Here is a 15,431-nt window from a genome sequence, read left to right as displayed (position 1 = left end):
CCTTATTGGTGAAAAAGAAGAAGACTATCGCCTTCTTCTTTTTTTATATTTCAACAGCATGTCCACCATCTAAAAAGTACAGATAGCGATGCTGAACAGGTTGTTTTACGATCCGCTCAATAGCCTTTGCGTAAAGCTCTAGCTGAATGCGGTATCTGTCAATTAGAAATGGTTTTGCCCGTTCAAAATCCCCTTGAAAACGATCCGAAATGTTATCGGTTTTAAAATCAAGTAAAACGAGGCCTTCTTCCGTTTCATACAAACAATCAATAATACCTTGCACTAAAATTGTTTCGTCTTCCTGCTCCCAATGATCATAGATTTCTTTAGCGGAAACACCTAAACTAAAAGGCATCTCTCTATAAACCGTGCGAGCCGTTCGAATACCTTGTGCAATGTCACTGTCTAAAAAGTCTGCTACATCATTTGCATCAACAGCATCCGCTTGTTCTTGCGTCAATAATTCTTTGGTAACCATTGATTGAATAAAGTCTTGAACCATTTCAAGGGTATAAGCTTTATTTAATGGAAGCTGCTGCATAACAGCATGTGTAGCTGTTCCTCTTTCAGCTCCTGTGAGAGATTTCTCTTGAAGAAACAGCGGACGATTTTCAAGAGGTGCTTTAGATCCCCGAACGAGATCGTCGCTTCCACCTGCATCCGTCAGCTGCTGCTGCCTTTTTAGTTCAGAAACAGATTGCTTCGAACGATGAACGGAAGCTACACGATAATCATAAGACCAATTTAAGCGTCTATACACTTCGTCTTTATAATCGCTCGATTCTGAAACTGGCTCATGCTTTTGAAGAGCGTTTAAAAGCTCTTCATGATGCTGCTGCTCTTCAAGAGGCTGTTCGGCTAGATCACCTGCTAATAACGTTGAAAGTTTCCAGCTTGAAGCATGCTGATGAATCATCTCAGCCGGCTGGACCGCTCCTTCAACCATGTGACTAACATGTTGGTGACGAATTAAAGAAGGTCCAATCCAGTCTAAATAACATTTTGCATCTCTTCTCACGTGAGCTGGAAGCGTCCAATCTTCATGTGCCATAACGGAGCTCCATTGTCTGAGCTTTTCTGGTGCGTCTTTTACTGTTCCAACTAAAATAAGTTTTTCTTTCGCACGCGTCAACGCTACGTATAATACCCGCATTTCCTCTGCCATGCTTTCTTTTTTCATTTTTTTCTTCATGGTCTGCTGAAGAAGAGTAGGGTACGTAATACGCAGTTTTGGATCAATATATTTAGATCCAAAACCTAGTTCTTTATCGAGTAAATATGCTTTATTCAAGTCCATTAAGTTAAACTGACGAGCAAGACCAGCTACAAAAACAACAGGAAACTCAAGACCTTTACTGCTGTGGATTGTCATCAAACGCACCACATCTTCTTGTTCTCCCAGTGCTCGAGCAGCTCCTAAATCGTTCCCTCTGTCCTGCATGCGTTCAATAAAGCGTAAAAATCGAAACAGACCTCTAAATGAAGTTGCCTCGTACTGGCGAGCGCGATCGTAAAGAGCACGTAAATTGGCTTGACGCTGTTTCCCGCCAGGAAGTCCGCCAACAAATTCAAAGAAACCCGTATCGCGGTAAATTTGCCATACCAGTTCTGACAAAGAGCTTTGTCTAGCTTGTGTTCTCCATGCTTTTAACTGCTCATAGAAATACTTTACTTTATCGCGAAGTTCTTCATCATCTGAAACCGCTAAGTACGTTTTTAACGCATTGTAATACGTTCCTTTCTTTTGCTCTGCTCTCAGTGTAGCTAACTCTTCATCTGAAAGCCCTACTACCGGTGAACGAAGAACAGAAGCTAACGGAATGTCTTGATGCGGGTTATCTACTACTTTTAATAAAGACATCATAATCATCACTTCAGTAGCATCAAAATAGCCTGTTGATAAATCGGCATAAATGGGCACGCCTTCTTGCTTAAATTCATCCATAATCTGCGCAGCCCAAGGCATGGAACGAAGCAAAATAACAAAGTCACGATACGTCACGTTTCTCATAATATCGAGCTTGCGATCATATATTTGAAAACGGTTTTGAACGAGTTCTTTGATTTTGCGCGCCATTGCTCTTGCCTCTAACTGAGCCGTTTCAAGCTCTGCTTCTGAAAAAGCGACGAGAGAAGAATCCGCTTCTTCTTCTGCATTTTCTTTCGCAATGAGCAGAAGCTCCGTTTCCATTCCTTCCACTTTTGGATACGATGCTCCTAATTTTAAAGAAGCATCATCGTCATATGCAATTTCTCCTACTTCTTCATCCATCAGCTGGTTAAAAATAAAGTTTGTAGCATCAAGCACTTGAGAACGACTGCGGAAGTTTTTATTCAAATCGATACGTTTTCCGAACTGGCGACCATCTTGTGTAAAGCGCTTGTACTTTGTTAAAAATAAAAATGGCTCCGCTAAACGAAAGCGGTAAATGGATTGTTTTACATCTCCAACCATAAATAAATTCCCTTGTTCTTCACTATCTCTTGTCACTAGTTTAATCAGTGTTTCTTGAACCATATTTGTATCTTGATATTCGTCAACAAGCACCTCTTCAAACTGAGTGCGATATTTTTGGGCAATGGACGAAGGCTTAAGCACTCCATCTTCTTTTACACTCAAGATTTGCAGGCAATAATGTTCTAAATCAGAAAAGTCTACTAACCCTTTCTCTTTTTTCATGTGTTCATATCGTTCACCGAAGCGCTGAACTAAAAAGATTAGCGTTTCAATAACGGGCTTCATTTTCTCAAAATCAGCCATGTAGCCATGCAAAGGCCTAGAAAACAAATCGGCATGCAGTTTTTCAAGACTTGTTTTAGCTTTTTTGCGAAGCTCTCCGAAATCATCTAAAAGCTGCGAGTCGTACGCTTCTCCTTTACATGGCTTTAAACGAGTAAAATTCAAATTCTGCATTTCCTCATGCAAATCAGCAAAAGAATGCTTAGAAGCGCTGATCAGCCGATGAATTTGAGCCAGGTCTTCCTCTGCATTAACGGCGCGAGGAGCAGGCCCTCCTGGCAGCTTTGTTAACTCTAAGCCCTGTTTTAAAATGGACTCAATGCCCATCAGCTGCGTTGTTACTTCTTGTAAAAGAAAAGATAGAAACGGAAGTGAATCAATAGAAGAGTCTTCTGTCACATCATATTGACTCACGATCATTTCAAGCCAGCCGTTTGGGTCAGGGTTAGATCTGGCAAAGTCATATAGCTTTCTTACCATAAGCTGAATATCTAAGTCATTTCTGTCACTTGTATAACGATCAATTAAATCAAAGAATCGCTCGTTCTGTTCAATACTGTACTGTTCTTCAAACAATTCTTCTAATACTTCTTCACGCAGAAGATCCGCTTCCGTATCATCTGCAATCCGAAAACCAGGGTCTACATCGATCAAATAATAATACGTTCGAATGACTTCTAAACAAAAAGAATGGAGCGTAGAAATCGACGCACGGTTTAATAAATTAAGCTGTCTGCGCAAGTGCAAAGAAGATGGATTCTTTTTTAACTCTTTTTCCAATGCTTCTCCAATTCGATTTCTCATTTCGGCTGCAGAAGCATTTGTGAACGTAGCAACGAGTAATCTATCAACATCGATCGGCTCATCACCCATCGTGATCTTTTTAATAATACGTTCAACTAAAACCGCTGTTTTTCCTGAGCCAGCCGCCGCGGCTACTAATATATCTTGACCGGATGAAACAATGGCGTTCCACTGATCATCCGTCCACTGGGAGTCGGCCGGTTTTACGTGTATATCTTCACTCATCTCGTTTGGCCTCCTCTCGAATTTTATCTAAAATAACACTTTGACTCTCTGTACTAAGCTGACGATATTCGTTGTTTTCCATTGATTCATCGAACTGACAAATTGAGCGGTATTCACAAAACGCACATGGTGTTTTATCTTTTAGTTTATAAGGCGAAATGTCAATTTTCCCATTTGTAATCTCCGTACCTGCCTCCACAAATTTACCTCGCACATACTGACGGAGATGTGTAAAATCTTCTTCGCTCGCAACCGAAGAATTGGAATAAAAGCCCCCTGTCTTTTTAATGCCAGCTGATATAACCTGTGAGTGCCCTGATTCTAACGTTTCGTCCATTAACCTTACTGCTTCCTCGTCTCCTACAAGCAGTCCTTTCATTTTAAACTTCTTGAAGATTTCGGCTTCAATTTGATCAGGTTGTAATGCTTTAGTACTGTTGATCATTGGATTATGAACATGGAAATAAAGAACGCCAGCAGGCAATGCTCCTCTATTGTCATGAAGAAGCTGTTCAGCATACGTCACGACTATGTCTAAATAAGCTAAAATTTGAAGAGATAAACCGTAGTACACTTCCACTAAGTTTAATGCTTTATCGCTTGATTTATAGTCGACAATACGCAGTAAAAGTCCTTTGGAGCTTTCCGCTTTATCTACCCTGTCAATTCGGCCAACGAGTTCCATCGTATGGCCATTTGGCAGTGTGAACTGCATAGAAGGCAGCTCCGCGCTAGGTCCAAATCCAAGCTCCAATCCAACAGGAACAAACCCGCTCACCTTAGCGTGCTCACTTAACACAAGCGACGCCCGTTCAAGAATTTGCTGCAGCTTATGCGTTAAATAATGGTGACGATTAGAGCTCAATAAAATCTCGTTTTGTAAGCGCGGAGCAAGTTCGTGCACCGCAGCCGTAGAAAGCTGCTGACAGTCTTTTCTCGTTAAGTTCTTCCATTCTTTTTGATCGCCGCGAAGCTCGTCTGAAATCATCTTCAGCGCCGCGTGAAATAACTCGCCTATGTCAGGAGCTGCTAATTTGAAAACTTTTCGTTCTTTAAGTTTGAGCCCATGAGAAGCAAAATGAGCGTACGGACAGGCTTCAAATTTCTCCATTCTCGATACACTTGCTTGAATATGCTTTCCATACAGACGCTGACTCGTTTTCTTTGTTAACCTTTTTGCTTCGTTTTTATAAAATAAGCTGCTTAGTACCCTCTCACTGTATGAGTTCCAATTTGGATTTTCTACATAAAAATTATATACATCCCACCAAGCCGAACTCATCGGATAATGGCGTTTCCAACCTTGCAGCTGACTGGCTAAATACGCGATGCTCGTTAAAGGATTTGTGATATAATCAACTTGCTTTTCTTCTTCTAAATCCGTAGGCTCCATCATTAACAGCTTTTCCTGCAGGAGCGGAAACAGCTCTTTTACTCGATTAATAACGAGTGAAGGCAGCAGAGTCTTCCCTTCCTCATTGGCAAGAGGATACGAAACATAAAGTTTTTCAGAAGAGCTGGAAAGTGCTAAATAAATGAGAAATTGTTCGTCAAACAACTTTTGCCTTCCAGTTGGCGCAAGTAATAAACCTGATTCAAGCAGCTGCTCTCTTTCTTTCTCAGATAACAGGCCATCGCTTTTTGGTTTAGCTGGAATCACACCGTCATTTACACCTAACACAAAGCTTGCTTTGATACCGGATAAACGCGAACGCTCGAAGCTTGCCACAACCACTTGATCCAGTGCAGGCGGAACAAGTGCAAACTGCATGCTGTCAAGCCCTGTCTCAAATAGATCTGCGAACAAAGAAATCGATACTTTCTCTTCTCCCATCATTTCAACAAACTGATCAAATAAGTGAAGAATTGCTTTCCATACCTGCTCGTGCTCTCTTGCTTCTTGAAGCTTTCCTTCTTCTTCACATCGATTGCGCAGCGCTTCTATCTTTTGTGGAATATCTAAATTCGTTAAAAAACGATAGAGCGCTTCTGCTTTTTCTTTTCCTATTTTTCCTTGTTTTAATTTTTGCTGAAGCGAATGAATAGGAGGAACAATCATATTTTTTAATTCATTTATTTTTTGCTCAAAAGCAAACTCTTCGTCCGTTTTCCCAAGGTTCATGTCTTCAAGTGAACGATATTTTCTGTAGGTAAATGGTTCCTTGCTCGTCCACTTAGATCCTTGAATACCGTAAGCGAGTACATAATTTTCTAATTCATCCATCTCTTCGCGAAGCTGGTGCACATCAGATGACAAAGGAAATAAAAGATCTGTTTTCACTGCTCGAAAGATGGTTTCATATCGCCATGACCCGCTTACCACCTCTAAGACTGAGCGAACAAATTCAACGAGTGGATGGTGAAACATCGCTCGCTTTTGATCAATAAAGTACGGAATTTCGTAATCTCGAAAAATGGTTTGAAGCAAGTCATGGTAATCTTCTGCATTTCTAACAATCAAGGCAATATCACGGTAGCGATAGCCGTGATCGCGCACAAGTGAAAGTACTTCTCTTGCAATGCCTTCAACTTCTGCTCTTCGGCTAACAGCCGGCAGCAGCTGAATGTGCTCGGGCTCTGACTGAAATTCCGGCGTTGGCCGTTCATCATAATATCGTTCTAAATAGGCAAGCTCTGGACTGTTTTGATGCCTTTTTTGTTCGTTACATACGATTGGCTCTTGAATCTCTATCCCGTTTTCAGCCGCCAGGCCCATTATTTCTCGGTACGTTTCGCTCGTTAACCGAAACAAGTGCAAGTCATTTGGAATAAAATCTTGATATGAATAATCAGAAGTCACCGCTATTTTTACTTCTCTACAAACTTTCATTAGCTCTACTAATACGGTTAATTCTTGAGGAGTATAGTGATGAAATCCATCTACATAAATCGTTGCTTGAGCAAGATAGCCAGAAGACGCTACTTTTTCACTTAGCAGCTTCAAATAGTCTTCTCCATCTACATATTTCGTCATCAGCTGTTTTTCTAATTCTCCGTAAATGAGATGTAAATCATGTAATTTATCAGCAAGGACTTTCTCATCTTCTGCTTGAAGCTTTTTCTTCATCTCTTCGAGAGACGGGGCATCTACTGTGTACTGTTTAAATTCTTTAACCATTTTTTCCAGTTCTTCAATAAACCCTGCTTGTTCTGAAGAATTCGCAAACAGTCGAAGCTCTTCTTTTTGATGTTCGATAATTTTTTTAAGCATCATATGAATACCTGTTTGATCCACATGATAGCGGCTAATACCTCCGACTTCTTGCAGGATACGCCATGCAAGACGTGTAAAACTATAAACTTGAGCACGCATCATGCCTTCTAACCCAGGTGTTTGAACAAGCGCATACTCCGACTGAAATGTCATCTGTTCAGGTACAATATAAATAAGTGGATGCCCAAGCGGAGCATTTAACAGCTCTTGGCGCATGCTATTTAAAAGATATTCCGTTTTCCCGCTTCCTGAACGTCCTAATAAAAACTGTAGCCCCACGTTTTCACCCCTTGATTTTTTTCTCTATGTTTTCATTTGTTTAAGTACAAAATGGATAAACGCCACGTAAACACGTGACGCAGTCGTCAAAATTTTATAGTGATAATCATCTAAATCTCTCTATCTCTCTCCTTATTATTTTACTGAACTTACAGACAAAATTCCACTTTGCCGATATGTGAAATGCTGGATGAAACAAAAAAACTTTTCAGTAGTCAAAAGACCACTGAAAAGTTTTAGAAAAGCGAATTATTTTCTACTTTTACATCATGATTCCACCATCTACATGAAGTGTTGTACCGTTAATATAGTTGGACTCATCAGATGCTAAATACAGGTAAGCATAACCAATGTCAGAAGGCTGACCTAATCTTTGTAAAGGAATCGTGGATTTCATTTGATCAATGATTTTGTCTGGCATCGCCTTCACCATATCCGTCTCAATAAACCCGGGAGCTACAGCGTTTACATTAATTCCTTTTCGTCCCAGCTCTTTAGCCCATGTTTTTGTCATTCCTACTACGCCTGCCTTTGTCGCCGCATAGTTTGTTTGACCAACATTTCCATATACGCCAGATACCGAAGATGTGCTAATAATTTTCCCTTTACCTTGAGCAATCATATGCGGTACCACTGCTTGTGTACAGTGAAAAACGCCTGTAAGGTTTACATTGATTACCGCTTGAAAATTTTCAACTGATAATTTGGTTAGCATTCCATCTCTGGTGATACCTGCATTGTTAATTAAAATATCTATTTTAGAGTAGCGTTTCACTACTTCTTCTACCATTGCATCTACACTGTCTCGATCCGCTACGTTCACTTGAAAAAATGCTACATCTCCGCCTTCTTCTTTTAGCTGAGCTGCTCGTTCTTCTCCCGTTTTTGCATCGTAGTCAACCATAGCGACCTTTGCACCCTCTTGTGCGAATATTCGAGAGGCTTCGAACCCTAATCCATTTGCTGCACCCGTAATAATTGCCACTTTATCTTTTAATCTCATGTCACCCGCGCTATAAGACGCTTACTAACAACGATTAATCAGCAAGTCGCTTGAATCTTAGTAGCGCATTCCCCTCCTCAAAACGACGCCAAGCACGTCTTAATGATCATTCGGTGCTTTTCTAGTAATGATCCCTCTACTTACATCTTAGTAGTCAAGCTCAAAAATCATTCATATAATTTTCAAGAAAACGTTTTGAAATACATGAGGTGATAATACATGTTGAGAAAAAACATGTATATCTCTAGAAAACAAAGGGTTCATTACTTAGGTGCAACTAGGAATAGACGTCTAATTTATTCCCAGTTTTTTCTTTTATTTTAGCATATTTTTCATAATTGATAAACAAAAAACTTGTTCATTGCTGGACAGATACTCTGTATATGCATTGTTCTGTCAACCGAATAAACAGACAAATAACTTCGTTAAGAAAAATTTTAAGATCCTTTCAAAAATGCTGTTGTATCCCTATAAGAAAAGGCTTTTCTATAGTTTACAATACCCCTTTTGGCTGTATGTATAACAAAAGACTGCCTATTAAAAAGCAGTCTTTCATCACTATTTGTTATATATAAACAAACTATTTGTCATACTGTTTCACTTTAGATTTTTCATTTAATCTTCGTTCAATTTGTTTTCCAACAAGCCATAGAACAAAAATGATGACTAAAACAAGTACTGCTTTCAGAGGCTGTTTCACAAATGAAACAAAATCGGCTCCAATAAAGCTCATCATAAATATCATCACCATTTTACCGGCTAATACAGCCAGCATAAACTGAGCCATACTAACACGTGATAGGCCTGCTACTACATTAATTGCCGAAGACGGGGTAAAAGGGAAACAAAGCATAATAAACAGCGGTCCGAAACCGTGTCTTTCTACCCAAATCATAATCTTTCGAATTTGCGCATGCCGGCTGATGAAATGTAAAAACCTCGCCTGTCCATATTTTCTAAAAATCAAAAAGACAAGCAGTGATCCAACGCAGCTGCCAACCCATGAAATTAAAAAACCTAACCATAAGCCAAAAGCGGCAGCATTGGCCATTACAAACGCAAAAAGCGGCAAGATAGGGATAAACGCTTCTAAAATAGGCAACAGCAGCCCCGGAATGATTCCAAATGATTGATATTGTTTTAATAACTCGAGGACGCCGTCTAATGTCAAATAATGCTTTAATGTTTCAAAATCCATCGAATGTTCTCCTTATTTAAACAACTGTGCTACTTTTCACTTATTGTACTACTTTCCTTTACCAAACAAAAGTTTTACAGCGTTTTACCTTTCCTGTCCCTTTACGTTTACTATACAGCCTTTATTTACACACACATATTTGGTTGAGCAGCCATGCATTTTTTACTGAGACTGTTTTAAATAACGTTTAAACCAGCTTGTTAAATATTTTAGTCTTGCCGTTCGTAAATTAGGCTTACCGCTTCTAGAGAGTTCATGATTAGACTGAGGAAAACGAATAAATTCTACTTCTTTATCTTTTCTTTTCAGTGCCACATAAAGCTGTTCAGCTTGTTCAATTGGACATCTATAATCCTGTTCGCTATGCAAGATTAACAGCGGTGTTTTAACGTTCTCCGCTAAACGAAGCGGCGAGTGGCTCCAAAGTTTTTCCGGATTGTCATAAATATCAGCTTTTAATTCCCATTCGGTAAAATAATAGCCAATATCACTAACGCCGTAAAAACTTGTCCAATTTGAAATAGACCGTTGCGTCACCGCTGCTTTAAACCGATTTGTACTTCCTACAATCCAGTTTGTCATAAACCCTCCGTAGCTTCCTCCTGTTACGCCAAGCTTATCTTCATTAATATAAGAGTAGCGCTTAACTGCTTCGTCGGTTACTGCCATCAAGTCCGTATAATCCATGCCTCCGTAATCCCCTCGAACCGCATCTGTAAATGCTTGACCATATCCTCTGCCGCCTCTTGGATTAGAAAAGAGGATATTGAACCCTTTTGATGCAAGTACTTGGAATTCAAGCATAAATGTATGACCATACATAAGATGCGGACCTCCATGGATTTCTAAAATGGTTGGAGATACATCATTGGCAGCAGCAGCTTTTACTACCCAACTGTGGATATGTATACCGTCCGTAGAAGTCGCGTAAAAAGATTCTGCTTGTATGAGCTGCACATGCTTTAAAAATGAGTCATTAACGTTTGTCAGCTTCACTAATTCTTCTGTTTTTAAATTTAGAGAATAAAGATCTCCCGGATGTGTAAATGTACTGATTGCCACAATAGCTTCCTCACAATCAGGAAGAACAGATACCCCATATACGTGAGCATTATCCATAAGTACAGAGTCTAACTTTCCATTCACAGTTCCTTTATATATGCCTACAGAACCCTTTTCACTTACGACAAAATAAAATTCTTCATTACTGCCCCACATAATTCCCGCTGCGGTTCTTCCAAAGTGGAAATCTCCTGCTACCATATCTCCTATTTCTAAGTCTATACCAGCAGTGATACAAGCTGTTTTTTGGCTAGAGATCTGATAAATATATATGTCATTCATTGAAGCCGATCCGTATGTACGTTCATTTCCAATGTAAGCTATGTATGACCCATCCGGTGACCACGAAACTTGATGAAAATATCCTGTTTCCGCTGTAATAGATGTTACTTTTTTAGTATCACGATGCAAAATAAACACATCCATCGTTAGCGATAAATCCGGATTCTCTCCTCGGCTGCTGCAAAATACAATTGAGCTTGCATCAGGGGCCCAGCACCCTACAGAGTGATGATAAGGTCCATCCGTTACAAACGTCACTTCTTTATTTTTAAGTTTAACGACAGCAACTTGAGTATATTCACCTTTTAAATAACCGCTAACATCGGATTTGTACAGTAAACGTTCCACTTCATACGGCTGGGGATGTTCATGATTTTGTTCAACTCTTACAGCTTTTTCTTCTACTTTTGTGGAAAACATAATTTCGTCACTATAAGGAGACCAAACTGGATTACTAACGCCTTTTTCAAGATCTGTGAGTGCTTCTGCTTCCCCGCCTGTCGCTGCTAATAGGTAGAGCTGCACGGCTTGACTGCGATCGGATAAAAAAGCAATCCACTTGCCGTCCGGGGACCAGGCGGGAGAATGATTATTTCCTTTGTAGTACGTTAATTGCTTAGTTTCTTTCGTTTCAAGATCTAACATAAACAGCTGCGTTTCATACGCATTTTCTATTTTCTTCGTTTTTCGAACCGTATAAACTACACTTTTTCCATCTGGAGAAATCTGAGGATTATAAACAGACTTCAATTCATACAAATCCTCTATCGTTACCGTACGCTTTTTTAAATCATTCAATTTCTTCGCCCCCAAGGATTCATTTTTAAATCAAATAGTCAATCGATAGAAACGAAAATAGCGTTTCCCTCTTACTTTATCATTTCTAAAAATAAAAATCTAAAAATTTAGAAAATTAGTTGTTTTTTCTTCTTTTAATCTATATAATAATAAAAAGGGTGCAGAGGTGATGAGGTATGAACAATGAAAAATCGTACACGGAAATGATGAAGTCCCTCGCTCGCAAGAAAAAAGTAATTGATACTGTGAGTATGTTGGATGTTTATATCGAAATGGTAATTGATGAATCGCTTTTTAAGCGTCAAAAAGAACTGTTAGAAACAAACATTAACACGGCATTAGATCAACGTGATGAAATTGCTTTTTATGAGTTATCAGCACAGTACCAATCCCTGCTTCAAACATCTACTTAATATTTTAAGAACTTAATTCATGTTAATGATTTATATGTACGTTTAACAGGCAGATCCTTTCTTCTCAGGAAGAACAGCTGTCTGTTAAATCGTGTTTACTACATAAAAAAAGATTCTTACATCTGTAAGAATCTTTTTTGTTAGGATTTTTCCTATGAGTGGAAGTAACCGACCGTTCCACTCATAGATTTTTTGTTATTTATGTGCTTGAAACTGCTCTTCTTCCGTTGAACCTTTTAAAGCTGTTGTAGAGGAAGTCCCACCAGAAACTACTTGCGCCACTTCATCAAAATAACCTGTTCCTACTTCACGCTGATGTCTTGTAGCTGTATATCCATTTACTTCACTAGCAAACTCTCTTTCTTGTAACTCTGAATAAGCTGCCATTCCTCTTGTTTTATATCCTCGTGCCAGCTCAAACATGCTGTGATTTAAAGCGTGGAAGCCAGCAAGCGTAACGAATTGGAATTTGTATCCCATTTTTGCGATTTCTCTTTGGAATTTTTCAATCGTTTTCTTATCTAACTTCTTCTTCCAGTTGAAAGATGGTGAACAGTTATAAGCAAGCATTTTGCCTGGGAATTTTTCATGAATAGCATCTGCAAATTTTTGTGCTTGTTCCAAGTTTGGTTCAGACGTCTCACACCATACTAGATCAGCATACGGCGCATATGCTAAGCCACGAGCAATAGCTTGATCGATTCCGGCTCTCGTGCGATAAAAACCTTCAGCGGTGCGTTCACCTGTAATAAACTGGCGATCTACAGGATCAACATCACTTGTAATTAAATCAGCTGCATCAGCATCGGTACGAGCAATCAGAAGCGTTGGAACACCCATTACATCAGCAGCTAAACGAGCAGCAATCAAATTTTTCACAGCGGTTTGAGTTGGAAGCAATACCTTGCCGCCGAGATGACCACACTTTTTCTCAGAGGATAATTGATCTTCAAAGTGTACGGCAGATGCTCCCGACTCAATCATTCCTTTCATGAGTTCAAATACGTTTAACTGTCCTCCAAACCCTGCTTCTGCATCTGCTACAATTGGAGCAAAGTAATCGATATCCCCTTCTCCTTCTAAATGCTGAATTTGATCGGCACGCTGGAGCGCTTGATTGATTCGTTTCACAACATGCGGCACGCTGTTTGCCGGGTATAAACTTTGATCAGGATACATGTTTCCTGAAAGATTTGCATCTGCAGCTACTTGCCATCCGCTTAAGTAAATTGCTTTTAACCCTGCTTTTACCTGTTGTACTGCTTGATTCCCTGTTAAAGCTCCTAATGCATGAACGTATGGCTCTGTTTTTAATAAGTTCCAGAACTTTTCGGCTCCTCTTCTAGCAAGCGTGTGTTCAATATCAATGGACCCTCTTAGCCCAATGACTTTTTCTGCAGAATATGGACGTTCAATTCCTTTCCAACGCTCATCGCTTTTCCAGTTCTCTTCAAGGTTTTTTACACGAATGTCTTTCATTCTTTATACCCCCTAATGAATTTAAAATTCTATATTCATAAAAATATAAAACGCAGCAGTTAGAATATGTCTGTTTCATGATGAAGTAAATTAGCAGTTTGCCATAATATTAGCAAGAACGCAGATGAAATAAGTAAGTAGTTGAAGGACATGTAGTAAGACTTAGCTGAGGTGAATATACGCTGAAAATTTAGACTGCTATCTTTTCAATCACAAATAACTATTCCTCCCTATTGTTATAAAACAGTTTTTATTTTACATACGTTATTATATAACAGTACTTTCGAAAATGAAACCTCCTTTTAGAATTTTTTTCCTACCCGCAAGGAGGCTTTTCTATTAATACCTACGTATAAAAGGCTTCATATATCCTTTACTTTTTCTTATATCACTTATTCATTTCTTTCATACTTCTCAACAAATGAAATTCTTTCCAGAATTGTTGGGTGACCATATCGGAAAATCTTCACTAAATACGGCGGATTCACCTGAGATAATCCTGATTTTGTTAAGTCCTGAAATGTTTTAACAGCAGCTTGTTTATCTCCTGTTAAATCCATGGCGTACGTGTCAGATTGAAGTTCATGATGACGCGATTGCATATTTGTTAAAGGACTCACAGCAAATGTAAGAACAGAAAAAATAAGTAGAATAAGCGGTAATGAATTTAAATCACTAAGAGAAGTGACTTTTAATGTTTTTCCCCATCTCTTAATCAAAAAGCTGGCTAAATGTTTCGTTAGCCATAAACCTACAATCGATAAAACTAATGCTGAAGCAATCCCCACATAAATATGCTTCTTCACATAGTGACCCATTTCGTGCGCCATGATAAACAAAATTTCTCGTTCCGTTAATTTATTAAGAGTAGTATCCCATAACACAATTCTTGAATTAGAACCTATTCCCGTTACATATGCATTGAGAGAGTTCGTTTTTTCAGACATGTTTACTTCATATACATGCTTAGCAGGTATATGAGCTTCATCTGCTAAATGCAAAATTTTCGTCTCCAGCTCTTTATTCTTTAATGGATAAAAATCGTTGTACAACGGATCGATAACCACTGGTTGAATAAACGTCAAAAATAGCGTAAATGGAATAGATACTAGCCACGCATACAGCCACCATTTTTTTGAAAACTTACAAATGAATGCATATAACACAGCAATCACTAAAAACATGGTGGCATAGTTTACCCAAAAATCTGTAAAAAGATCTTTCATCCATCCTTGGAAAGATTGCGTCGTAATATGGTAAGCCTTTGAAAGCTTATAGCTAATCCAGTCCATAGGAAAAGAATAGATCAGCAGCAGAACAGATAACCAAAATACATAAATAGCAGTTTGGAGAAGACCGAAACGGCTAACGTCTTTAGACCACTTATTAACTTTCTTAGACACACCTAACACTAAAATTAAAATAAACCCTAGCCACTCATATGGAATTCGGATAAAAAAGAGCGCATCTCTAATTTTTGAATATTTTTCGGTCAACATAAGTTCTCGTGCATTCATAAACGTAGCCGGGTCTACGCTGGTGCCTTTTAATGATTGTGGAATAGAGGTATCACTTATATAGAATAAATACACCCAAATGCACGCTCCATACACAAGAAAAACTCCGATGGACCACCAAACAATTTTTTTCACGCATTCCCCTCCTTTTGTACAAACAGTATGCCGTTATTACTATTGTAGGTTTTTTTTCGAAATTTAGAACAAGCGTTTATAGATGGGCTATAAGAAATGCAATTTTGGGCGAGGAAATCATAGAAAAACGAAAAATAGAGTTTAGACAAAAGAATAAACTCTGTTTACAAACAAAAAAAGCAGTTTGCATATGCAAACTGCTTTTAAGATGACCCGTACGGGATTCGAACCCGTGTTACCGCCGTGAAAGGGCGGTGTCTTAACCGCTTGACCAACGGGCCA

Annotated in this window: 8 protein-coding genes and 1 tRNA gene; 1 reads left to right on the top strand and 8 read right to left on the bottom strand. The window is 39.0% G+C overall.

Annotated elements, in window-relative coordinates; all coding sequences use genetic code 11:
- Positions 1-43 precede the first annotated feature (43 nt).
- From addA to AC2YJL_RS18425, 5 genes are all read right to left on the bottom strand, one after another.
- On the bottom strand, positions 44-3,769 hold the full coding sequence (gene addA, locus AC2YJL_RS18445) for a helicase-exonuclease AddAB subunit AddA (protein WP_195695396.1): 3,726 nt from the start codon (positions 3,767-3,769) through the stop codon (positions 44-46).
- Positions 3,762-7,262 carry a helicase-exonuclease AddAB subunit AddB gene (addB, locus tag AC2YJL_RS18440; protein ID WP_369361602.1) on the bottom strand — a complete coding sequence of 1,167 codons (3,501 nt, stop codon included), beginning with the start codon at positions 7,260-7,262 and terminating at the stop codon, positions 3,762-3,764. Before addB ends, addA begins: the two co-directional genes overlap by 8 nt.
- A gap of 262 nt (positions 7,263-7,524) precedes the next feature.
- On the bottom strand, positions 7,525-8,265 hold the full coding sequence (fabG, locus tag AC2YJL_RS18435) for a 3-oxoacyl-ACP reductase FabG (RefSeq protein ID WP_013055347.1): 741 nt from the start codon (positions 8,263-8,265) through the stop codon (positions 7,525-7,527).
- 580 nt (positions 8,266-8,845) lie between these two features.
- On the bottom strand, positions 8,846-9,463 hold the full coding sequence (locus AC2YJL_RS18430; RefSeq protein WP_013081701.1) for a TVP38/TMEM64 family protein: 618 nt from the start codon (positions 9,461-9,463) through the stop codon (positions 8,846-8,848).
- 162 nt (positions 9,464-9,625) lie between these two features.
- Complete coding sequence (locus tag AC2YJL_RS18425) at positions 9,626-11,605, bottom strand: S9 family peptidase (protein ID WP_230931762.1); 1,980 nt, start codon at positions 11,603-11,605, stop codon at positions 9,626-9,628.
- 176 nt (positions 11,606-11,781) lie between these two features.
- Here AC2YJL_RS18425 and AC2YJL_RS18420 point away from each other — a divergent pair, with 176 nt between their 5' ends.
- The gene (locus AC2YJL_RS18420) at positions 11,782-12,018 is read left to right on the top strand and encodes an IDEAL domain-containing protein (RefSeq protein WP_013055344.1); all 237 of its coding nucleotides are present in this window, start codon (positions 11,782-11,784) and stop codon (positions 12,016-12,018) included.
- Positions 12,019-12,213: 195 nt separating this feature from the next.
- On the opposite strand, the gene aceA is transcribed toward AC2YJL_RS18420, so the two are convergent.
- From aceA to AC2YJL_RS18405, 3 genes are all read right to left on the bottom strand, one after another.
- On the bottom strand, positions 12,214-13,497 hold the full coding sequence (aceA, locus tag AC2YJL_RS18415) for an isocitrate lyase (protein WP_221813031.1): 1,284 nt from the start codon (positions 13,495-13,497) through the stop codon (positions 12,214-12,216).
- A 392-nt stretch (positions 13,498-13,889) separates the two neighbouring features.
- Positions 13,890-15,149, bottom strand: coding sequence for a M48 family metallopeptidase (locus AC2YJL_RS18410; protein WP_230931761.1), 1,260 nt, complete (start codon positions 15,147-15,149; stop codon positions 13,890-13,892).
- A gap of 209 nt (positions 15,150-15,358) precedes the next feature.
- Positions 15,359-15,430, bottom strand: a tRNA-Glu gene (locus tag AC2YJL_RS18405).
- Between the last annotated feature and the right edge of the window lies 1 nt (position 15,431).

Source organism: Priestia sp. SRI_019 (assembly GCF_057586255.1).
The sequence above is the reverse complement of the archived record's forward strand: the minus strand, read 5'-3'. Positions and strand labels throughout refer to the sequence as shown.